Here is a 23912-nt window from a genome sequence, read left to right on the forward strand (position 1 = left end):
TATTTATTCACGCTGTTTGAAATAGCCGCTCATTCTACCTGGAATCGCGTTTGACGCCAAACCACTGATGATACCAGCGGGGCATTATTTGCTCTCTTAACCCCTTAATCTGCCAGCGACCCTGCCGTATCGCGATGTGAATCTGGCCTGATTGCGCAGTGTCATACCAGCGATAGCCCTGCTCGCGGTAACACTGGACCACGGCGACGGCGGGCATACGCCAGGCGTTATAGCGCGCCAGCGAAGCCAGCGCCGCCTGCCCGGCAACACTCCGTAACAGTAAAGGGCCGGAGGAGCTCCGGCTGCCATGATGGGGCACCTGGATAACCGTAGATTGTAAGCCGCCCTTTTCCAGGGCGACCAGCTTGCGCTCCGCCTCCAGCTCGATGTCCCCGGTCAGTAACAGGCTGAACTGGCCATCATCCACGCGCACCACGCAGGAGTCGTTATTTTGCCCGGCGGTCTGCGCGCGCGGCGGCCATAGCGCGTGAAAGTGCAAACGCCCCCACTGCCACTGCTGGCCGCGATAGCACGGCAGATGCCCGGGCTCGCCGAGCGCGCTGCGTACCCGCAGACCAGGCTGCGCCTGTTGCAGCGCGGCTAATCCACCACGGTGATCGAGATGCTTGTGGCTCAGGATCACCCCTTGCAGTTGGCGCCCGGTGTAGTGCAGCCAGGGTAACAAAACCCGCCCGCCTGCATTGTCCTCTGCCCAGCCGGGTCCGCTGTCATACAGCATCACCTCATTTCCCTGGCTGATCGCCACCGCCAGACCATGTCCGACATCGATCATGTCAATCTGCCAGTCGTCCTGCTGGGCATTGCTGCGCCAGAGCCACAGCAAGAGCAACAGCGCACAGCAGGGCATCAGCGCCTTCGCGAGCAAGCCGCTGCGCCACAGCGCCAGCCCGGCCCAAAGCAGCAGCACCGCCGGCAGCGTATCGCTCCAGCGCCACCAGCCGGCGGGCAGCCACGCCAGCCCCTGCATCACCAGGCTGACCGACAGGTCGGCCAGCTGCCATAGCGGAATGGCGATTGCAGGCAGCGGCAACAGCATCGCCAGCAGAATCAACGGCACGGTAATCAGCGACACCACCGGCACTGCCAGCAGGTTGGCCACTAGCGCGCTCAGGCTGAGCCCGTGGAACAGAAAGATCTGCAGCGGCGCCATCAGAATCATCATGCCCAATTGCAGGTGCAGCAGTCGCAGCATGAGCCAGCGACGCGGCTGGCGGAAACGTGGCGGCAGAGGAAACCACTGAAACCACAGTATCAGCATCGCCACGGCCAGCGCCGACAGCCAGAAGCTCTCTGACAGCACCGTCAGCGGATCAAGCCATAACAAACTCCCCACGCAGAGCGTCCACGCCTGCCAGTTGCTCAGCTGCCAGCCAGCTATACGCGTCGCCAGCCACAGCGTTAACGCCAGCATCGCGCGCTGTGCCGGAGGATGACTGCCTGAGATCCAGCAATAGGCTGCCGCTGTTAACCCGCTGATCAGCAGCGGCATCAGATAGCCGATTCGCCTGGCAGGTAACACTAACTGGATGACGCGCGCCACTAGCCAGCCTACGCTGGCCGCCAGCGCGATATGCATGCCTGAGATGGCCATCAGGTGCGCGGTACCGGTTTCGCGCAGCAAGGCTCGCTGGGCCGGGGTCATCGCGTCACGCACGCCAAAGGCCAGTGCCTGTATTATTGCGGGCTGCGTTAACCCGGTGAAACGCGCCAGATGATGATCGATAAAACGCGTCCGCCAGCTGCAGCGCAGAGACTCAGCCTGCTGGCTGACAATACGCCCCTGCAGCGCGCTGTGGTTAGCAATGGCAAAACGCTGTAGATCAAATTCGCCCTCGTTGAGCCGGGCGTGCACCGCGCGTAGCCGTAGCTGCATCTGCCAGCGCTGTCCCGCACACCAGGCGACCTCATCGCTGACATTACGCAGCGTGACAAACAACGGTGGAAAGACGTAGCGGTCACCTGTCCGGATTATCTGCGCCGTGAGCTGGTTCTTCGCGGGATTCACTGCAGTTATCTGAAGCGTGGCCGCCACCGGTGCCACGGTCAGTTGCTCGAGGGTATCGACCGTCTGACGCGCCTCGATCAGTGCCCAGCTCAACAGCAGCAAGCCCAGTCCGGCGTAGCGCAAAAGCATTACTGATGTACACGCCAGCAACAGTGCGCTTATTAACAGCAGCACAATGGTGCTGTAAGCGGGGATGTGCGGCAACATACCCAGCGGCAGCGCCGCGAGGAGCATCATTCTGGCTACCACTGTTATTGTCACGCGCACGCCCTCTTCTGTCATTGCCGCGGATTGTGCGCGCTGGCAGAGGCAAAAGCATGCGGCTAAATGTCGATTTCAGAGAGGGATTACGCGCAGTTTATGGTGGTTGCAGGAAATGAACAGCAACATGGAAGCAGGATCGCAAACCTGAATGCGAGGCAAAAAAAAACGACACCTGCAGGTGTCGTTTTTATCGTTCGGTAACGGCTTAGCCGTAGATATTTGCACGGTCACGCAATTCTTTGCCTGGCTTGAAGTGGGGAACGTATTTACCTTCCAGTTCCACTTTGTCACCCGTTTTCGGGTTACGACCAGTGCGCGGTGCGCGGTAGTGCAAAGAAAAGCTGCCGAATCCCCGGATTTCAATGCGCTCGCCCTGGGCCAGCGTAGTGGCCATGTGCTCGAGCATCTCTTTGACCGCATCCTCAACGACTTTCGCCGGGATATGAGTATGCTGGCCAGCAAGTCTTTCAATCAGTTCTGACTTGGTCATGTAACCTCCGGTTAATCCCTGTTTGGAAAGGTATGACAGCTTTTACCGAAACCGGACGATTTTCACCGTCCGGTGCTTCGGGTCGATTACTCGCCTTTAGCCGCTTTGAACGCTTCAGCCATTGCGTTAGAGAAGTTGCCATCTTCCTGTTTGGTGTTAACAGTGTTGATAGCTTCTTTCTCGTCAGCCTGGTCTTTAGCACGAACAGACAGGCTCACAACGCGGTTCTTACGGTCAACGCCGGTGAATTTCGCTTCAACGTCGTCACCTACGCTCAGAACCTGAGTGGCGTCTTCGATGCGGTCCAGAGAAGCTTCAGAAGCGCGCAGGTAACCTTCTACGCCGTCAGCTAATTCTACTGTAGCACCTTTAGCGTCAACTGCAGTGACTTTACCCGTCACGATTGCGCCTTTCTTGTTCAGGGTGATGTAGTTGTTGAATGGATCTTCAGCCAGCTGCTTCACGCCCAGAGAAATACGCTCACGCTCTGCGTCAACCTGCAGTACAACGGCAGCGATTTCGTCGCCTTTCTTGTACTCACGAACGGCTTCTTCGCCAGTCGCGTTCCAGGAGATGTCAGACAGGTGAACCAGACCGTCGATGCCACCGTCCAGGCCGATGAAGATACCGAAGTCAGTGATTGACTTGATTTTACCTTCAACGCGATCGCCTTTGTTGTGGGTCTCTGCGAACTGCTGCCATGGGTTAGATTTGCACTGCTTCAGACCCAGTGAGATACGACGACGCTCTTCGTCGATGTCCAGAACCATAACTTCAACCACATCACCTACGTTGACAACTTTAGATGGGTGGATGTTTTTGTTGGTCCAGTCCATTTCAGACACGTGTACCAGGCCTTCAACGCCTTCTTCGATTTCAACGAAGCAGCCGTAGTCAGTCAGGTTGGTCACGCGACCGGTCAGTTTGGTACCTTCCGGATAACGCTTAGCGATAGCAACCCATGGATCTTCGCCCAGCTGTTTCAGGCCCAGAGATACACGAGTACGCTCGCGGTCGAACTTCAGCACTTTAACAGTGATTTCGTCGCCCACGTTGACGATTTCGCTTGGATGCTTAACGCGCTTCCACGCCATATCGGTGATGTGCAGCAGACCGTCAACGCCACCCAGGTCAACGAATGCGCCGTAGTCAGTGAGGTTCTTAACGATACCTTTGACTTCCATGCCTTCCTGCAGGTTTTCCAGCAGCTGATCGCGCTCAGCGCTGTTTTCAGATTCGATAACCGCGCGGCGAGAAACCACGACGTTGTTACGCTTCTGATCAAGCTTGATTACTTTGAATTCAAGCTCTTTGCCTTCCAGGTGCAGAGTGTCGCGGACCGGACGAACGTCAACCAGTGAACCTGGCAGGAACGCACGAATACCGTTCAGCTCAACTGTGAAGCCACCTTTAACTTTGCCGTTGATAACACCGGTAACAGTTTCAGCGTCTTCGTAAGCTTTTTCCAGCGTGATCCAAGCTTCGTGACGTTTAGCTTTCTCACGGGACAGCAGGGTTTCACCGAAGCCGTCTTCTACTGCATCCAGAGCAACGTCAACTTCGTCGCCCACCTGGATTTCCAGTTCGCCAGCTGCGTTCTTGAACTGTTCTGCAGGGATAGCAGATTCAGATTTCAGACCCGCATCAACCAGCACGACGTCTTTGTCGATAGCAACAACGACGCCACGAACGATGGAACCCGGACGGGTTTCGATTTCTTTCAGGGACTCTTCAAAGAGTTGAGCAAAAGATTCAGTCATATTGATAATCTTAGGATTCTTCAATTTAACGTCCACCTGACGTCATTGTCGGATGGGGTTGTTTCACATGCCCTGCACCGCTTCCCTGGCACAGGGTTACTACAATTCGGTCGCCGAAAAGATTAAATGCCCAGCTTCTGGCGGGCATAATCTAGTGCCTTTTCAATCACTTGCTCAATGGTCATGCTGGTTGAATCCAGCACCAGAGCATCAGCGGCTGGCACTAAAGGCGCGATGGCGCGGTTACGATCGCGGTCGTCGCGTTCCTTTATCTCGGATAAAAGGCGATCAAAGTTAACACTAAAGCCCTTTTCCTGCAACTGTAGCATACGGCGATGCGCACGCTCTTCGGAGCTGGCATCGAGGAAAATTTTAACGGGCGCGTCCGGGAAAACCACGGTGCCCATATCACGTCCATCGGCGATTAAACCCGGCTCCTCGCGGAAAGCACGCTGTCGGCGCAGCAAGGCTTCACGCACACGCGGAAATGCCGCCACGCGCGACGCCGTATTGCTCACTTCCTGGGTGCGGATTTCGCCGGTGACATCCTCACCTTCCAGCACTACCTGCATTTCACCGTCTACCGACAGAAAGCGCACGTCAAGGTGCGCTGCCATTGGCACCAGCGCTTCTTCCGACTCGATATCCACCTGATGATGCAGCGCGGCCAGAGCCAGTACGCGATAAATAGCCCCTGAATCCAGCAGGTGCCACTGCAACGACTCCGCCATCGCTTTACATAAAGTCCCTTTACCCGCGCCGCTTGGGCCATCAATGGTAATTACCGGGGCGATTGCCGTCATTGTTCTCTCCTGTTGCTGCGTGCTGATGATCAGCCTTCTTGGCTGTCTGGATTGCGCGGCATTATACGCTGCCCGCGTCCGCTTGGTTACCCTTTAGCGTAGACAGCGCCAGAAATTTCGACAGTTTCAGAACAATTTCCCGCCAGTGAGGCCAGCAGAGGGTTCAGAAGCCCGGCACAGCGGTACCGGGCGGGCGGATTAGGATGCGTGGCTGATTTTTGCCAGCTGCTGGAAGTAATCCGGGAAGGTTTTCGCCGTACAGCCGGGATCGAGAATGGTTACTGGCGTGTCGGACAGCGCAACCAGCGAGAAACACATCGCCATACGGTGATCGTTGTACGTGCCGATATCGGCGTGCTGTAACTGCGCAGGCGGTGTGACGCGAATAAAATCGTGTCCCTCTTCCACTTCCGCACCGACTTTACGCAACTCGGTCGCCATGGCCGCCAGGCGATCGGTCTCCTTTACGCGCCAGTTATAGATGTTGCGCATCAGCGTGGTGCCTTCGGCAAATAGCGCGGTGGTAGCGATTGTCATTGCCGCATCCGGAATATGGTTCATGTCCATATCAATGGCGTTCAGCGCACCGCGCGTGCAGGCAATATAATCGTCGCCCCACTCAATCACTGCTCCCATCTTCTCCAGCACATCGGCAAAACGGATGTCGCCCTGCACACTGTTGCGGCCAATGCCGGTAACCCGCACCGTACCGCCGCGAATTGCCGCAGCGGCAAGGAAATAGGACGCTGACGACGCATCGCCTTCCACCAGATAATCACCCGGCGACTGATACTGCTGCTGACCTTTCACCACAAAGCGCTGGTAGTGCTGATTATCAACGTCCACGCCAAAGCAACGCATCAGGTGCAGAGTGATATCAATGTAGGGTTTGGAAACCAGCTCGCCTTTAATGGTGATCGTGGTGTCGTTGTGTGCCAGCGGCGCGGTCATCAGCAGCGCCGTCAGGAACTGGCTGGAAACGCTGCCATCGACACTGACTTCGCCGCCGGTAAATCCGCCGTTCAAACGCAGCGGCGGATAGTCGGTTTGTTCGAGGTAATCAATGCGCGCGCCGCCCTGCCGTAACGCATCGACCAGATGGCCGATCGGACGCTCTTTCATGCGCGGTTCGCCGGTCAGTACCACCGACTGCTCGCCGAGGCACAGTGCGGCCGCCAGCGGACGCATCGCGGTTCCGGCATTGCCCAGGAACAATTCCAGCGGCTGTTCGGCACGCAGCGGTCCACCGTTGCCAACCACTTCACACACGGTGCGATCGGCTGACAGGGTATAGCTGACACCCAGCGCCTGCAGCGCATTAAGCATGTGTTTAACATCATCGCTGTCGAGCAGGTTGGTCAGGCGCGTGGTGCCGTTCGCCAGCGCGGCCAGTAACAGGGCGCGGTTTGATACGCTTTTTGAGCCCGGTAAGTTTACCGTGCCGTCAACGCGGGCAATCGGCTGTAAAGTCAGGGAGTCCTGCATGTGGAACCAAATCTCCAGAAATACGAGACCCTGTCCAGTGACAGGGTCTGATGCCAGCCGGGCAGGCTGGCACTAAAGTAGATAATTAACCGTGACGACGTTCGAAGTCGACCATGAATTCGGTCAGCGCCTTAACGCCTTCCAGCGGCATCGCATTGTAGATCGAGGCACGCATACCGCCAACCACACGGTGCCCCTTCAGCGCATGCAGGCCTGCCTTCAGTGATTCCTCAAGGAACACCTTATCCAGCGCAGCATCGGCCAGCTGGAAAGGCACGTTCATCCGGGAACGGTTTTCACTGGCGACGTCGTTACGGTAGAAACTGCTGCTATCAATCACGCCGTACAGCAGATCGGCTTTCGCCTGATTAACCTTGTCCATCTCCGCTACACCGCCCTTCTCTTTCAGCCATTTGAACACCAGGCCGGAGAGGTACCAGGCAAACGTCGGCGGCGTGTTAAACATCGAATCGTTTTCGGCCAGCACTTTGTAGTCGAGAATGGAGGGCACCCAGCGCTGCGCTTTGCCCAGCAGGTCATCACGCACCACCACCAGCGTCAGGCCAGCGGGACCGATGTTTTTCTGCGCGCCGGCATAAATCACGCCGTAGCGGCTGATGTCGAGCGGGCGGGACAGGATGGTCGAAGAGAGATCGGCCACCACCACTTTATCGCCGAAGTCTGGCTCTTCATCGATGGCAATCCCGTCGATGGTTTCATTCGGGCAGAAATGCACATAAGCAGCATCATCGCTGAGCTGCCATTCACGCATCGGTAACAGTGCGCGTTTACCCTCACGGGTGGTTTTGATGTCAATGGCGTTCGGCGAGCAGAATTTTTCTGCTTCTTTAATAGCGCTGTGCGCCCAGTAGCCGCCGTCGATGTAATCCGCGCGGCTGGCATCGCCCAGTAGATTGCCCGGGATTGCCGCGAACTGCGCACGCGCGCCGCCATGGCAGAATAATACTTTGTAGTTGGCCGGGATTTTCAGCAGATCGCGAAAATCCTGCTCCGCCGCTTCCGCGACTTCAATAAACTCTTTGCTGCGGTGACTGATTTCCATCACCGAGGTGCCTAAGCCATGCCAGTTTGTCAGTTCTTGTTCTGCACGACGAAGCACTTCCACCGGCAGCATTGCCGGTCCGGAGCTAAAATTATAAACCTGCGCCATTTCCCCTCACCATTGTCATATCGAACGGTTATGAATACCCCATCGGTTTTATCATTGCCTCCGGATGGCTGCAATCATTTATCCGGCAGCGATCACATTTCCAGAGCCCGCTCCACCGCAGCTTATGTCACAAATGTAATAAGCCACGGAATTTTGTGAGGCAGTGCGGTGAAGTAAAATCAGACAGCTGCCAGAGCGCGAAAAAGCCGTAACAATGCGTTGAGAAATTTGGCGGAGCAATAGCGAAGCAGGCGCAAAACCCGTATTATTGCGCGCTTTACGCCCAACCATCGACTTGAGAGAGCGCCACCATGACGCAAACGTTTATTCCAGGTAAAGACGCCGCACTGGAAGACTCCATCGCACGCTTCCAGCAGAAACTGCAGGATCTGGGTTTCAACATTGAAGAAGCTTCCTGGCTAAACCCGGTGCCGCACGTCTGGTCAGTGCACATTCGCGACCGCGACTGCCCGCTCTGTTTTACTAACGGTAAAGGCGCCAGTAAAAAAGCGGCGCTGGCCTCGGCGCTGGGCGAATATTTTGAGCGCCTCTCAACCAACTACTTTTTTGCCGATTTCTGGCTGGGCGAAACCATCGCTAACAGCGACTTCGTGCACTACCCGAACGAGAAATGGTTCCCGCTAACCGACGATGACCGCCTGCCGGAAGGCATTCTGGATGCGCGCCTGCGTAAGTTTTACGATCCGGAACAGAGCCTGAGCGCGTCCGATCTGGTGGATCTGCAGTCTGGTAATGCCGATCGCGGTATTTGCGGCCTGCCATTTACCCGCCAGTCCGATCAGCAAACTGTTTACATTCCGATGAACATCATCGGCAACCTGTATGTGTCTAACGGCATGTCCGCTGGCAACACCGCCAATGAAGCGCGCGTACAGGGCTTATCCGAAGTGTTTGAGCGCCATATTAAAAACCGCATTATCGCGGAATCCATCAGCCTGCCGGAAATTCCTGAAGCGGTAATGCAGCGCTATCCTGGCGTGGTGGAGGCTATCAATCGTCTTGAAGCGGAAGGTTTCCCGATTTTCTCCTATGACGCTTCGCTGGGCGGCAACTATCCTGTGATCTGTGTGGTGCTGTTCAACCCGGCTAACGGCACCTGCTTTGCCTCTTTTGGTGCCCATCCGGACTTTGGTGTCGCGCTGGAACGTACCGTTACCGAACTGCTGCAGGGCCGCGGCCTGAAAGATCTCGACGTGTTTACCCCGCCCACCTTTGATGATGAAGAAGTGGCCGAACACGCTAACCTTGAAACCCACTTCATTGATTCCAGCGGTCTGATCTCCTGGAATATGTTCAAAGACGATGCCGACTATCCCTTTGTCGACTGGAGCTTTGCCGGCACCACCCATGAAGAGTTTGACACGCTGATGGCGATCTTCCGTGCGGAAGATAAAGAAGTGTATATCGCCGACTACGAACATCTGGGCGTTTACGCCTGCCGCATTATCGTACCGGGCATGTCTGATATTTACCCTGCCGAAGACCTGCTGCTGGCGAATAACAACATGGGTGCATCGCTGCGTGAAACGCTGTTGTCCCTGCCGGCAACCCAGTGGCAACCAGAGGAGTATCTGGCGCTGATCGAACAGCTGGATGAAGAAGGTCATGATGACTTCACCCGCGTGCGTGAACTGCTGGGGCTGGCGACCGGCAAAGACAACGGCTGGTTCACGCTGCGTATTGGCGAGCTGAAAGCGATGCTGGCGCTGGCCGGTGGCGATCTGGATCAGGCGCTGATCTGGACGGAATGGACCATGGAGTTCAACCAGTCGATCTTCAGCCCTGAGCGTGCCAACTACTATCGCTGCCTGCAGACTCTGCTGCTGCTGGCGATGGAAGAAGATCGCGATCCGCTGCAGTATCATCGCGCGTTTGTGCGCATGTATGGCGAAGCCGCCGTCGACGCCGCTTCGGCTGCCATCAGCGGTGAGGCACCGTTCTACGGTCTGCAGGTGGTTGACCGCGATCTGCACGCGTTCCCGGCGCATCAGGCACTGCTGGCCGCGTATGAAAAATTACAGGCGGCAAAACGTCGTTACTGGTCTGCGAAATAAATCGGCGCATTTTTTCTGCGACCAATTAGCCTGAAAATTGACGGGCACTGGCAGTATCCAGTGCCCTTTTTTATGCCGCTGAAAATTCATCGGGCGCAGAAAATAATAAATAACAATTCACTATCATTGATAAACAGCATTTAACAAAATAGCCCTTAAGCCAGCCGCACCTTCAACTTATTTTGCATAAATTAAAAATTATTTATTCAATAATTTTCAATGCGTTAGTTAATTTTCTACTCGTTTTGCGGCTTTGCTTAACCCTGCCGTTTCGGCAAATATGATCCACATCAACTCCTGACCTATACTCCTTTGTTAGTATCTTTACAGACAATTTCTGGAGAGCGTTAGTGTGAAAGCTGACAACCCTTTTAATTCATTATTACCGGCGGCGATGGCAAAAGTCGCAGAAGATGCCGGTGTCTATAAAGCGACGAAACATCCCTTAACCACCTTCTTTCTGGCTATCACTGCTGGCGTCTTTATTTCCATTGCCTTTGTGTTTTATATCACCGCCACCACCGGCAGCGGCACTATGCCGTACGGCATGGCTAAATTAATCGGTGGCATCTGCTTCTCACTGGGTTTGATGCTGGTAGTGGTCTGCGGCGCTGATTTGTTTACTTCAACGGTGCTGATCGTGGTGGCAAAAGCCAGCGGACGCATTACCTGGCTGCAACTGGGTCGTCACTGGCTCAATGTCTACGTTGGCAACCTGTGCGGCGCGCTGTTTTTTGTGGCGCTGATTTGGCTGGCCGGTGAGCATATGGTCGCAAATGGTGCCTGGGGATTGAATGTTTTACAGACCGCCGACCACAAAATGCATCATACGTTTATCGAAGCGGTAAGCCTCGGTACACTGGCTAACCTGATGGTGTGTCTGGCGGTGTGGATGAGCTACTCCGGCCGCAGCCTGCTCGACAAAATGGTGGCGATGATTTTACCGGTTGCGATGTTCGTAGCCAGCGGCTTTGAGCATAGCATCGCCAATATGTTCCTGATCCCGATGGCCATCATGATTCGCGATTTTGCCAGCCCGGAATTTTGGCAGATGACCGGTGCCAGCGCGGCGCAATTTCCTGCACTGGGCATTGGCGATTTTATTGTTAATAACCTGATTCCCGTAACCATCGGCAACATCATTGGCGGCGGTCTGTTAGTCGGGTTGACCTATTGGGTTATCTATCTGCGCGACGGTGAGTCCGCGCACTGAGTCATTAAGTACGGGCGTGCTGAGCAGCGCGCCATACGTTACAGTCTCCCTAAATAAGGCAGGTATATCATGTCCGAACTGAATGAAAAAATGGCGTCAGCCTGGGAAGGATTTAGCGCCGGTGAATGGCAGAACAGCGTCAACGTCCGTGACTTCATCCAAAAAAACTACACGCCGTATGAAGGTGACGAAGCATTCCTCGCCGGCGCGACGCCAGCCACCACCAAACTGTGGGACAGCGTGCTGGAAGGCATCAAAATTGAAAACCGTACCCATGCACCGGTTGATTTCGACACTGATTTAGCGTCTACCATCACCTCACACGATGCGGGCTATATTAATAAATCGCTGGAAACCATCGTTGGTCTGCAGACTGAAGCCCCGCTGAAACGCGCCATTATCCCGTTTGGCGGCATCAAAATGGTGGAAGGCTCCTGTAAAGTTTACGGCCGCGAGCTGGACCCGGCGCTGAAGAAAGTTTTCACCGATTACCGCAAAACCCACAACCAGGGCGTGTTTGACGTTTACACCCCGGATATCCTGCGCTGCCGTAAATCCGGCGTGCTGACCGGTCTGCCAGATGCGTATGGCCGCGGTCGTATTATCGGTGACTACCGTCGCGTCGCGCTGTACGGCATCGACTTCCTGATGAAAGACAAAGTGGCTCAGTTCAACTCACTGCAGAGTGACATGGAAAATGGCGTTGATCTCGAAGCCACCATTCGCCTGCGTGAAGAGATTTCTGAACAGCACCGCGCACTGGGCCAGATCAAAGAGATGGCAGCCAAATATGGCTTTGATATCTCTCTGCCAGCCACCACCGCGAAGGAAGCAGTACAGTGGACCTACTTCGGTTACCTCGCAGCAGTGAAATCACAGAACGGTGCCGCGATGTCGTTTGGTCGCGTGTCCACCTTCCTTGACGTTTACATCGAGCGCGATATCAAAGCCGGTAAACTGAGCGAGGAGCAGGCACAGGAGCTGATTGACCATCTGGTGATGAAACTGCGTATGGTGCGCTTCCTGCGTACGCCGGAATACGATGAACTGTTCTCTGGCGACCCAATCTGGGCCACTGAATCACTGGCTGGTATGGGCGTTGACGGTCGTACGCTGGTGACGAAAAGCACCTTCCGCTTCCTGAACACGCTGTACACCATGGGTCCATCACCGGAACCAAACATGACCATCCTGTGGTCTGAGAAGCTGCCGGTTAACTTCAAAAAATATGCGGCAAAAGTCTCCATCGACACCTCATCGCTGCAGTATGAGAACGATGACCTGATGCGTCCGGACTTTGACAATGATGACTACGCCATCGCCTGCTGCGTGAGCCCGATGATTGTCGGTAAACAAATGCAGTTCTTCGGCGCACGTGCCAACCTGGCTAAAACACTGCTGTACGCAATCAACGGCGGTGTGGACGAGAAGCTGAAAATGCAGGTCGGCCCGAAAGAAGCGCCAATCACTGACGATGTGCTGGATTATGACACCGTGATGGCGCGTCTGGACCACTTCATGGACTGGCTGGCAAAACAGTACGTCACGTCACTCAACATCATCCACTACATGCATGATAAGTACAGTTATGAAGCCGCGCTGATGGCACTGCACGACCGTGACGTTTATCGTACCATGGCGTGTGGTATCGCAGGCCTGTCTGTCGCCGCGGACTCACTTTCAGCGATTAAATATGCCAAAGTGAAACCGGTCCGTGACGCCGATGGTCTGGCAGTGGACTTCGAGATTGAAGGTGAATATCCGCAGTTTGGTAACAACGACCCGCGCGTGGATGATCTGGCCTGTGACCTGGTTGAACGTTTCATGAAGAAAATTCAGAAACTGCAGACCTACCGTAATGCGGTGCCAACGCAGTCGGTACTGACCATCACCTCCAACGTGGTATACGGTAAGAAAACCGGTAACACCCCGGATGGTCGTCGCTCCGGTGCGCCATTTGGACCCGGTGCCAACCCAATGCATGGCCGTGACCAGAAAGGTGCTGTCGCTTCACTGACTTCCGTGGCCAAACTGCCATTTGCCTACGCCAAAGACGGTATTTCTTATACCTTCTCTATCGTACCGAATGCGCTGGGCAAAGATGATAACGTGCGTAAAACCAACCTTGCTGGCCTGATGGATGGTTACTTCCACCACGAAGCCAGTATCGAGGGCGGCCAGCACCTGAACGTCAACGTCATGAACCGTGAAATGCTGCTGGATGCCATGGAGCACCCTGAGAAATATCCACAACTGACCATCCGCGTTTCCGGTTATGCCGTACGTTTCAACTCGCTGACGAAAGAGCAGCAGCAGGATGTGATTACCCGTACCTTTACTCAGTCGCTGTAATCCTCCTCACTGTAATCGAAAGGCTCCTGCGGGAGCCTTTTCTCCACAAGCCTGTTTTGCCAGTCTGCTTTTGCAGGCAGTCTGGCAAAACCGACTTACATCCCCAGAGCACAACACAGATTGTGCCGCCTGCGCGCCAGGCTGAACCGGAGAATACATCGCAATGTCAACCATCGGTCGTATCCACTCGTTTGAATCCTGCGGCACCGTTGACGGTCCAGGCATCCGTTTTATCACCTTCTTCCAGGGCTGCCTGATGCGCTGCCTGTACTGCCACAACCGCGATACCTGGGACACTCACGGCGGTAAGGAAATTACCGTCGATGAGCTAATGAGGGATGTGCTGTCGTATCGCCACTTTATGAATGCGTCTGGTGGCGGCGTGACGGCCTCCGGCGGTGAAGCCATTCTGCAGGCTGAATTTGTGCGCGACTGGTTCCGCGCCTGCCAGGCCGAGGGCATCCATACCTGCCTCGACACCAACGGCTTTGTGCGTCGTTACGATCCGGTGATCGATGAACTGCTTGATGCGACCGATCTGGTAATGCTCGACCTCAAGCAAATCAATGACGATATCCATGAGATTCTGGTCGGCGTGTCAAACCACCGCACGCTGGATTTCGCCCGCTATCTGCAAAAGCGCGGTAAAAGGACCTGGATTCGCTATGTGGTGGTGCCGGGTTATTCGGACGATGACGATTCGGTGCATCGCCTTGGTAAATTTACTAAAGACATGAGTAACATTGAAAAGATCGAGCTGCTGCCTTATCACGAACTCGGCAAGCACAAATGGATTGCGATGGGTGAAGAGTACAAGCTGGAAGGCGTAAAGCCGCCAACGAAAGAGACCATGGAGCGGGTGAAAAATATTCTTGCCGGTTACGGCCATAACGTCATGTATTAAGACTGTTGGAGTGTAGCTAAAGCCTCGCCGGCAAGACACAGAGGCGTTACCGTCGGGACATTTGCGACAGGTTGCGAATGTCCCGTTTAAGCACCGCCATCAGGCATGCGCCACCGGTGTTGCGTGCTGATCGGCTTTACGCAGCAGCATCACCAGATAGACCAGCGCCACCACCGCAATCATCACAAACAGCAGGCGATCGGAATAGTTCTGCATCAGCATCGCGGTCATCCCCGGCCCGACCAGACTGCCAACGGTATAACTGAACAGCAGCGCCTGATTCATCGCCACCAGTTCATGATGCGCCACCGTTTCACACGCCCAGGACATCGCTACCGGATAAAGCGTAAAGCCAGCCAGCCCCAGCACAAACAGTGCCGGTGCCATTGCCGTTCCGCTCAGCATAGCAATCGCACCCAGTATCACCACGAACACCTGCACGCGCAGCACCATCAGGCGACCAAAGCGGTCGGCAAGACGTCCTACCGGCCACTGACCAACAATCCCGGCACTGACCAGCAGCGCCATCCAGTAACCCACGGTGGCATCGCTCATGCCCTGATGCGAAAGATAAAGCGGCATCAGGCCGTAAAGCGAACCGAGCACGATACCGGAGATAATGCAGCCGTTGATACCTAACCGCGAACTGCGGCGGCGCAGCATGCTCCAGATACGCCCGGTTGAAGCTTCTTCAGTAGCCGCACCGGCGTTGACCTGCACAAACACCACGGGCAGCACGGCACAGACGATCAGCGCGCTCACCCAGGGAATGACATGCAGCAACTCTGTCGAGACACGGCTCACCAGCAGCTGACCGGCAACGGTGCCGAGGTAGTAGATGATCATGTAAGCGGCCAGCAGCTGACCGCGATTGCGCACGGTACCGCTGCACAATAGTGCACTCTCAACCACCACCCAAATCAGTGCACAGCCTACGCCCGCGGTGAAGCGCAGCAGCGTCCAGCTGTAAAAGCCGTCCAGCAGCACCATGCCCATGGTTGCCAGCGCAAACAGTAAGCTGGCAAGGTAAAAGCAGCGGTTAAAGCCATAGCGATTAATCAACCAGCCCGCCAGCAAGGTGCCCAGTAAGTTACCAGTGTAATAAGCAGAGCTCGCCATGCCCACCTGCCAGGTCGGCAGTTGATCATGGGTGAGCCACAGCGGCACCAGCGTATTAAGCCCAGCAATAGACACCGTCATCAGCATTAAGCCGCAAAGCAGCAGCAGGACGGGGCGCGACCAGGTTGACATAAGGAATAAAACCAAAAGAAATGAACAGATTTGCGCGCAGTTTGCCATTGGCGATGGCAAAGTCAATGTGCAAAAAAACAGCGCCGCACATTTTGCTGCTGAACAATTTATTATTTTTATCTTCAGCGGGTTACAGGACTTGAGAAAGGTCTTATGCCTGAATCTATCTACATGAATTTATACATTTTTGATAGTTTGACGCGAAGCCATGACGATAACGTTTATTTCTGATTAATTCCGGTTAAAAAATAATGACTGACGCGCTTAAGAAATAAAAAACCCGGCCTGAGCCGGGTTAGTGCATGAATGCCTGTTAGCCGATATATTCCAGCCCGCCCATATACGGGCGCAGCACGTCCGGCACCGCAATGCGACCATCTGCCTGCTGATAGTTTTCCAGCACGGCCACCAGCGTACGCCCCACCGCCAGGCCTGAACCATTCAGCGTGTGCACCAGACGCGGTTTTTTGTCCGTTTTGCTGCGGCAGCGAGCCTGCATGCGGCGCGCCTGGAAATCCCACATATTCGAGCAGGAGGAGATTTCACGGTAGGTGTCCTGTGCCGGCAGCCAGACTTCCAGGTCATAGGTTTTGGCTGAGCCAAAGCCCATGTCACCGGTACACAGCAGCACTTTACGGTACGGCAGGTTCAGCAACTGCAGGACTTTCTCCGCATGGCCGACCAGCTCTTCCAGCGCGTCCATGGAGGTTTCCGGTGCGACGATCTGCACCATCTCCACTTTGTCGAACTGGTGCATACGGATCAAACCGCGCGTATCGCGTCCGTAAGAACCGGCTTCGGAACGGAAGCAAGGTGTGTGGGCTGTAAGTTTGATCGGCAGAGATTCCTCTTCAACGATCTCATCGCGCACCAGGTTAGTCAGCGGCACTTCGGCGGTCGGGATGAGCGCATAGTTACTGCTGCCTGCTTCTTCGCCCAGCGGTTTGGTATGGAACAGATCCTCACCAAATTTTGGTAACTGACCGGTACCGTACAGCGTCTCGTGGTTCACCAGATACGGCACGTAGGTTTCCAGATAACCGTGCTGCTGGCTGTGCAGATCGATCATGAACTGGCTCAGCGCGCGATGCAGACGGGCAATCTGGCCCTGCATCACGATAAAGCGCGAACCGGTCAGTTTCACCGCCGAGGCGAAATCCAGCCCTTTGACCGCTTCACCCAGCTCAACATGGTCTTTCACCGGGAAATCGAACTGGCGCGGCTGGCCCCAGCGGCTCACTTCCTGGTTTTCGCTGTCATCTTTACCCAGCGGCACTTCGTCGGCCGGCAGGTTCGGCAGCGCAAGCGCAAAGTCACGAATTTCGTTCTGCAGGGTATCCAGCTCTGCTTTCGCCGCATCCAGGCGTTCGCCCAGCGCGTTCACTTCCTGACGCAGCGGCTCGATATCTTCCCCACGTGCTTTGGCCTGACCGATGGATTTGGAGCGGGAGTTACGCTCAGCCTGCAGGTTTTCAGTTTCTACCTGCAAAACCTTACGACGCTCTTCGAGGGAGCGCAGCGTATCCACATCCAGTTTAAATCCCCGGCGTGCCAGTTTTTCTGCGACTGCGTCTGGCTCATTACGCAGCAGATTGGGATCGAGCATGCTTATCCTGTGTAATAAAAGGTTGATTGAACGAATGGAGGGATGCATTCCACTGGAATGCATTGAAATCCTTGCTCACCTTACCGTAACGCGTTTATCAGCGGTAGCGTTTTATCGGGCTATTTTGATCCTGTTCAGCAAGCCAGGCGAGTTTTTCACCGATCTTGCTTTCAAGGCCACGATTGGTGGGTTGATAGTAGCGCGTCTGCGCCATTTCCGGCGGGAAAAACACCTCGCCGGCCGCATAGGCATTGGGTTCGTCATGCGCGTAACGGTACTCTTTGCCGAGGCCCATCTCTTTCATCAGCTTCGTCGGTGCATTGCGCAGATGTTCCGGCACATCGTAATCCGGGAACTCACGCGCATCACGCATCGCCGCTTTGAAGGCGGTATAAACAGCATTGCTTTTTGGCGCGCAGGCCAGATAAACAATTGCCTGGGCAATTGCACGTTCCCCTTCCGCAGGCCCGACGCGGGTAAAACAATCCCATGCGGCAATTGCTACCTGCATCGCACGCGGATCGGCATTACCGACATCTTCCGAAGCAATCGCCAGCAGTCGCCGCGCCACGTACAGCGGATCGCCACCGGCAGTGATGATGCGCGCGTACCAGTAAAGCGCCGCATCCGGGGCTGAACCGCGAACCGATTTGTGCAGTGCCGAGATGAGATCGTAAAAGCGGTCGCCTTTGTTATCGAAACGCGCCGCGCGTTCACCCGACACTTCATTCAGCAGCTGTGGCGTTAGCTCCCGCTGTCCCTGCGCATTTAGCTCAGCCATATCGGCCATCATTTCCAGCGTATTCAGTGCGCGTCGTGCATCACCATTGACCAGTTCAGCGATCATGCGCCGGGTATTGTCCGGTAACAGAATATCGCTGTCGCCGTAACCGCGCGTTTTATCCTGCATCGCCTGATCCAGCACCTGTTCAATATCTGCGCTGGTCAGCGATTTAAGCAGATAAACGCGCGCGCGCGACAGCAGTGCCGAGTTCAGTTCAAAGGAGGGATTTTCCGTGGTTGCGCCAATGAAGGTGATGGTGCCGTCTTCAATGTGTGGCAGAAACGCATCCTGCTGGCTCTTGTTGAAGCGATGCACCTCATCAACAAACAGAATAGTGCGACGCCCCACCTGGCGGTTCTGCCGCGCGCGCTCAATGGCCTCGCGGATCTCTTTAACGCCGGAAGTCACCGCTGAAATGCGTTCGACATCAGCTTTGCCGTAATGCGCAATGATCTCCGCCAGCGTGGTTTTACCGGTACCCGGCGGTCCCCATAAGATCATGGAGTGCAGCTGACCTGCCTCAATAGCGCGCGGCAACGGTTTACCGGGCGCGAGCAGATGCTGCTGACCAATATATTGCTGCAGCGTCGCTGGCCGCATACGCGCAGCCAGCGGTCTGAACTCATTTGACGGTGCAAAATCCAGCGACAGGTTACTCACCCTCACCTCACTGACGTTGATCGTCCACCGTTACCCCTTTTGGCGGCGTAAAGGTGAATTTATCCGGGCTGATAGCGCCGTTTTTCTGGCTCTTCAGCTGATAGCTGCTGCGCTGTCCATCCTGCTCGATCGCGCTGAACTGATTGATGGTGCCTGCGGAAGTGACATTGATGGTGAACTGTTTCAGGTTGCCATCGCTGCTTTTAGGTGTCAGCTCAAAATTATCCCCCTGCTGCTTAATGTTGTACTGCTGCCAGTCAGAGGGCTGGTTACGCGCAATCAGCATAAACGGCGTGTTGCTGGTGGCATTCTGCAGCAGGCTAACGCTCGCCTGTTCCACAAAAGGATTATAGAACCACAGATTTTTACCGTCGGAGATAATCACGCTTTCGTCCGGTGCAGTCATGTGCCAGTTAAACAGGCTCGGACGTTTTACCCACAGTTCGCCTTCGCCGTCCTGCACATTTGCGCCGCTACCGTCAGTCACCTTCTGACTGAAGCTGGCATGGAAGCTGTTCACTTTATTAAGGCGCTGCTGCAGATCGCTGGAAGCATCCGCCAGGGCAGAAGAAGCAACAAAACCGGCCAGCAGGCCACAGGCAATAACGCGAAATTTCATCTGATACGATTCCTTATTCATGGTTTCCTGACACTTACTGCATTAACCGTAGTCGCCGCTCCGTCAGTTCGACAGGAGAAAAAGCCGAAAGCTCCCAATGATATGGGGATCGGACCACAGATAAACAACGGGCCAGTTTACACTGGCCCGGTATAACACTGCGGAGAAAAGTCTTACATTTCGTGAGGTGGCGGTGACAGCACTTCACGGTTACCGTTGTGGCCCGGCTCCGAGACAATGCCCTGCGCCTCCATCTGTTCGATAATCCGCGCCGCGCGGTTGTAGCCGATACGGAACTGGCGCTGCACGCCGGAGATCGACGCGCGGCGTTTCTCCACCACGAACGCCACCGCCTGGTCAAACAGCGGATCCAGCTCTTCATCGCCGTCCAGGCCGCCAGCACCGCTTTCACTCTCTTCACCGGCGGTAATGCTGTCGATGTACTGCGGTCGCCCACGCGCTTTCCAGTCCTGCACGACTGCATGCACTTCCTGGTCACGCACAAAGGCGCCGTGAACACGTACCGGCATGGAGGAGTTAGGTGGCATGTAGAGCATGTCACCCATACCCAGCAGGGATTCCGCACCGCCCTGATCGAGAATGGTACGCGAGTCAATTTTACTGGATACGGTAAAGGCAATACGCGTCGGAATGTTAGCCTTAATCAGGCCGGTAATCACATCCACCGACGGACGCTGGGTAGCCAGCACCAGGTGAATACCTGCGGCACGGGCTTTCTGTGCCAGACGCGCGATCAGCTCTTCGACCTTCTTGCCCACCGCCATCATCAGGTCAGCGAACTCATCAACCAGCACCACAATGTACGGCAGTTTTTCCAGCACCGGCGGCGTGGTGTCCATGCTGTCGCCCGGTTTCCAGAACGGGTCCGGAATTGGCCGGCCCATTGCGGCAGCCTGCTCGATCTTCTCGTTATAGCCGGCCAGATTACGCACGCCCAGCGCAGACATCAGCTTATAGCGGCGCTCCATTTCGACCACACTCCAGCGCAGCGCGTTGGCCGCGTCTTTCATGTCGGTGACCACTTCCGTCAGCAGATGGGGAATGCCCTCATACACTGACAGCTCGAGCATTTTCGGGTCGATCATGATAAAGCGCACTTCTTCCGGCGTGGCTTTATACAGCATGCTGATGATCATGGTGTTAACGCCAACCGACTTACCGGAACCGGTGGTACCGGCCACCAGCAGGTGCGGCATCTTCGCCAGATCGGCCACCACGGGTTGACCAGAAATATCTTTACCCAGCACCACCGACAGCGGCGAAGGGTTATCGCGGAACTTATCGCAGTCCAGCACCTCACGCAGGTAGACGGTCTGACGATGTTTATTGGGGAGCTCCAGGCCGACATAAGGCTTGCCCGGAATCACCTCAACCACACGCACCGCAACGGCAGAGAGCGAACGTGCCAGGTCGCGCGACAGATTAGAAATACGTGCCGCCTTGACGCCCGGCGCCAGATCCAGTTCAAAGCGGGTGATTACCGGCCCCGGAGAGATGCCCACCACTTCGGCTTTCACGCGGTAATCCGCCAGACGCGCTTCAACCAGACGCGCGGTCTGTTCCAGTGCGAACATATCCACCGGCTCCTCTTCCGCCGGCGGCGACGTCAGCAGATCCAGCGTCGGCAGCGGCGTGGAAGGTTTCTCCAGCGGCTGTTCGTGACGTACCAGGAAGGGGTGGAACAGGCTGTCCTGCGCAGGGGCGACAGGCTTCGGCGTTTCAGCCGGCGCGGCGTAAACCTCGTCGTCTGGCGTTGACCACGGGCTGGTTTCCTCACTCAGCGATGCGGGTACCGCCGGCTCAGGTGCCGCTGGCTGCTGCCACTGGGCCGGAGCGTCCTGCTCTGGCGTGGCGGCAATGGTAAACAGCGGTTCGCTCGGCGTGTCATCAACCAGATCTTTCATCGGAGAGAAATCAAACGCGGCTGAAGTATCCAGATTAAATACCGGCGCGCGCTCCTGTTCAGGCTGGCTGTAACGCTGTTGCTGCTGCTGAGCAAACTGCTGCGCCAGCTGAGCCTGCTGCAGCGCCTCTTCATCTTCTTCCTCTGCCGGCTGCTGCTGCCAGCTGTCGCCGTATCGCTGCTGCTGCTGCGAATGGAACGCTTCGCGCAGCTGGGCTTCCTGCAGCGCAGCATTATCGTCATCGTGCGGCTGGGGCACTTGCCAGCTGGCGCTGATTTCCGGCTGCTGCTGGTCGGCCTCTTCACGTGCCTTCTCTTCTGCCATGCGTTGCGATGGCAGTTTGATACCGTATGAGGCCAGCTCACGCCGGGTTGGCAGCTTAACTTTGTTAGGACGCGGCAGTTCCGGGCCAATACCCTGTTTCACCTGCGGGTTGTAATCGCGCTCCGGCACCACATCAAAGGCTGGCGTGTAAGCCGCAGAGCGGGCAGCAGCGGCGGCCGTCGCTGAACCGAGTGCGGCAGCGGCTGCCGTATTCAGCGGTGTGGCGGCCTGATCGGCACTCTGCCAGTTACCCATGCGCGGGCCATCGTCTTCTTCAGCGAGCGAGAAGGCGTCGGCGGCCGGTGACGCAGGCACTTCGAAGCGATATAACGGAGGAGCCGCTGGCGCGGACTCTGCTGGCGAAATAGCTGGCGTCGCAGGCGCACTGGCAACGGATGCCGATGCCGGCGCAGCTGCAGCCAGCTGTGACGGCGCAGGTTGTGGAGCCACGTTTACCGCCGGTGCGGATGGCTCAGGTGCAGCGACGGACGGCACCTGACGTGCGGCGTCACTGGTGGCAGCCAGCGCAGCCGCGGTAGCCGCACTGGCTTTCGCCAGCAGGGGATCGTCGCTGGCGACTTCAGCCACAGGTTCCGCTACCTGTCGGGGCTTAGCCAGCAGTACGTCATCTTCGTCGTCCTGAGCCGGCGCAGCGCGCAGTGGCGGAACCGCTTCGTCGGAGTGCGCCTCGTCGTAGTCGTCCTCTTCCTGCCAGGGTTCATCATGGCGCGAGCGGTTGCTGGCAAAGGTCAGCACGCCCATCACCACGCTGCCGATCTTCTCGGCAATCGCCAGCCAGGACCAGCCGGTATAAAGCGTGATACCCGCCGCCCAGACGCACAGCAGCGTCAGTGTGCCGCCGGCACCGCTGAACCACGGCGCCATCGCATTGCTCACCAGGCTGCCAATTACGCCGCCAGAGGCAAAATACCAGATATCGTCCACGTTCAGCGCAGCCAGTCCGCAGGTAGTCACCACCAGCGCCAGCACGCCAATCAGCCGCAGGCCCACCGCAAAATAATCGATGTAATCCTGGCGATCGCGCTGACGGAAGGTGATCCAGCACAGACCAATAATTACTGGCGGAATGGCGTAGGCCATCACACCAAAAATAAACAGCAGGGTATCAGCCAGCCATGCGCCCACGCTGCCGCCCAGATTGTGGATCGGCTCGTGCCAGGCGGTTTGTGACCAGCTGGGATCGGAGGGATTAAAGCTAACCAGCGACACCATCAGATAGATGGCAAACAAGGCCACCAGGATGAGCAACGCTTCCAGCAGCCGACGTCCGCTGCTCAGTGGTTGTAATGAAACGTCTTTATCTTCTGTATATTCCTGGCTCAAGAGAACTCTCCAGGTGCCTGTAAATTAAGAAGGCAACAGCGCCAGGCTTGCCTGACGCTGGTCCTGTATGAATTCACAGGAGTGTACCGAAATCCTGCAAGCTTTGCACCTGCCCTGCGTTACCGGGTCTTAATCACCAGACGATTGCTCTGTTTGACCTCTTCCATCACCACGTAGGTACGGGTGTCGTTGACGCCCGGCAGGCGCAGCAAGGTCTCACCCAGCAGTTTACGGTAGGCGGACATATCCGGCACGCGGGTTTTCAACAGGTAGTCAAAGTCACCGGAAACGAGGTGACATTCTTGAGTTTCCTCAAGTTTTTGTACGGCGGCGTTAAATTGTTCAAACACATCCGGAGCGCCGCGATTCAGAGTAATCTCAACGAATACCAGCAGTGAAGCATCGAGATAGTGCGGGTTCAGCTGCGCGGTGTAGCCCAGAATGAAACCCTGGCGTTCCAGGCGACGTACGCGTTCAAGACAAGGTGTTGGCGAGAGGCCGACACGTTTTGAAAGCTCAACGTTGGAAATACGACCGTCTTTCTGCAGTTCATTCAGAATATTTCTGTCGATCCGATCCAGATCTTTTCCGGGGCGTTTCTTGTTGTCTACCATTATTATTGTCTCTCTTAATTCCTTCCCTTTACCTGCCAAACCCTGAAAACGTTCAATGTTCAGGGCCTTACTGAAGTGAAGTCTTTAAGCCTGTGCAGTAACGCGACCATCCGTATGACGCATGCTGTCTGTCCACATCATGCGTCATTACCAATGTCAGGCTGAGTTTATTTGGCGAAATTGCGCAAAACAGAGCTGAAATTCTGTTTCGAACCGCTAAATTTTCTCTGCTTCTGACAATG

16 protein-coding genes are annotated in these 23912 nt (G+C 55.8%); 4 read left to right on the forward strand and 12 right to left on the reverse strand.

Translation table 11 applies throughout. The features are described from left to right. Window positions 1-34: 34 nt before the first annotated feature. From ABVR31_RS12310 to serC, 6 genes are all read right to left on the reverse strand, one after another. A complete protein-coding gene (locus ABVR31_RS12310) occupies window positions 35-2263 on the reverse strand; it encodes a DNA internalization-related competence protein ComEC/Rec2 (RefSeq protein WP_372772893.1) in 2229 nt (742 codons plus the stop codon). Between the two features lie 232 nt (window positions 2264-2495). After that, on the reverse strand, window positions 2496-2780 hold the full coding sequence (gene ihfB, locus ABVR31_RS12315; protein WP_010618275.1) for an integration host factor subunit beta: 285 nt from the start codon (window positions 2778-2780) through the stop codon (window positions 2496-2498). A gap of 86 nt (window positions 2781-2866) precedes the next feature. Continuing rightward, window positions 2867-4540, reverse strand: coding sequence for a 30S ribosomal protein S1 (gene rpsA / locus ABVR31_RS12320; protein WP_021508345.1), 1674 nt, complete (start codon window positions 4538-4540; stop codon window positions 2867-2869). A 122-nt stretch (window positions 4541-4662) separates the two neighbouring features. Next, the gene (cmk, locus tag ABVR31_RS12325) at window positions 4663-5343 is read right to left on the reverse strand and encodes a (d)CMP kinase (protein WP_021508346.1); all 681 of its coding nucleotides are present in this window, start codon (window positions 5341-5343) and stop codon (window positions 4663-4665) included. Between the two features lie 198 nt (window positions 5344-5541). Continuing rightward, a complete protein-coding gene (aroA, locus tag ABVR31_RS12330; RefSeq protein WP_372772896.1) occupies window positions 5542-6828 on the reverse strand; it encodes a 3-phosphoshikimate 1-carboxyvinyltransferase in 1287 nt (428 codons plus the stop codon). An 85-nt stretch (window positions 6829-6913) separates the two neighbouring features. Then, window positions 6914-7999 carry a 3-phosphoserine/phosphohydroxythreonine transaminase gene (serC, locus tag ABVR31_RS12335; RefSeq protein WP_021508348.1) on the reverse strand — a complete coding sequence of 362 codons (1086 nt, stop codon included), beginning with the start codon at window positions 7997-7999 and terminating at the stop codon, window positions 6914-6916. Window positions 8000-8310: 311 nt separating this feature from the next. On the opposite strand from serC, the gene ycaO reads away from it, so the two are divergent. From ycaO to pflA, 4 genes are all read left to right on the forward strand, one after another. After that, window positions 8311-10074, forward strand: a complete 1764-nt coding sequence (gene ycaO, locus ABVR31_RS12340; RefSeq protein WP_372772899.1) for a 30S ribosomal protein S12 methylthiotransferase accessory factor YcaO — start codon at window positions 8311-8313, stop codon at window positions 10072-10074. Window positions 10075-10426: 352 nt separating this feature from the next. Then, window positions 10427-11287: a formate transporter FocA gene (gene focA, locus ABVR31_RS12345; RefSeq protein WP_021508350.1), complete on the forward strand. Its 861-nt coding sequence runs from the start codon at window positions 10427-10429 to the stop codon at window positions 11285-11287. 69 nt (window positions 11288-11356) lie between these two features. Continuing rightward, complete coding sequence (pflB, locus tag ABVR31_RS12350) at window positions 11357-13639, forward strand: formate C-acetyltransferase (RefSeq protein WP_372772901.1); 2283 nt, start codon at window positions 11357-11359, stop codon at window positions 13637-13639. Window positions 13640-13802: 163 nt separating this feature from the next. After that, entirely contained in the window at window positions 13803-14543 is a 741-nt protein-coding gene (gene pflA, locus ABVR31_RS12355; protein ID WP_222951108.1) for a pyruvate formate lyase 1-activating protein, read from the forward strand. A gap of 99 nt (window positions 14544-14642) precedes the next feature. Here pflA and ABVR31_RS12360 read toward each other — a convergent pair whose 3' ends face one another. From ABVR31_RS12360 to lrp, 6 genes are all read right to left on the reverse strand, one after another. Then, window positions 14643-15794, reverse strand: a complete 1152-nt coding sequence (locus ABVR31_RS12360; protein ID WP_372772903.1) for an MFS transporter — start codon at window positions 15792-15794, stop codon at window positions 14643-14645. Between the two features lie 313 nt (window positions 15795-16107). Then, on the reverse strand, window positions 16108-17400 hold the full coding sequence (serS, locus tag ABVR31_RS12365; protein ID WP_021508354.1) for a serine--tRNA ligase: 1293 nt from the start codon (window positions 17398-17400) through the stop codon (window positions 16108-16110). A 97-nt stretch (window positions 17401-17497) separates the two neighbouring features. Further along, window positions 17498-18844 carry a replication-associated recombination protein A gene (locus tag ABVR31_RS12370; protein ID WP_088516417.1) on the reverse strand — a complete coding sequence of 449 codons (1347 nt, stop codon included), beginning with the start codon at window positions 18842-18844 and terminating at the stop codon, window positions 17498-17500. A gap of 7 nt (window positions 18845-18851) precedes the next feature. Next, window positions 18852-19463: an outer membrane lipoprotein chaperone LolA gene (gene lolA, locus ABVR31_RS12375; RefSeq protein WP_010618286.1), complete on the reverse strand. Its 612-nt coding sequence runs from the start codon at window positions 19461-19463 to the stop codon at window positions 18852-18854. 173 nt (window positions 19464-19636) lie between these two features. Next, window positions 19637-23056, reverse strand: coding sequence for a DNA translocase FtsK 4TM domain-containing protein (locus ABVR31_RS12380; RefSeq protein WP_372772906.1), 3420 nt, complete (start codon window positions 23054-23056; stop codon window positions 19637-19639). 119 nt (window positions 23057-23175) lie between these two features. Next, window positions 23176-23670, reverse strand: a complete 495-nt coding sequence (lrp, locus tag ABVR31_RS12385) for a leucine-responsive transcriptional regulator Lrp (protein WP_006118610.1) — start codon at window positions 23668-23670, stop codon at window positions 23176-23178. Between the last annotated feature and the right edge of the window lie 242 nt (window positions 23671-23912).

Origin of the sequence: Pantoea sp. WEP, assembly GCF_041678305.1 — a bacterium.
Taxonomy (GTDB): Bacteria; Pseudomonadota; Gammaproteobacteria; order Enterobacterales; family Enterobacteriaceae; genus Pantoea; species Pantoea dispersa.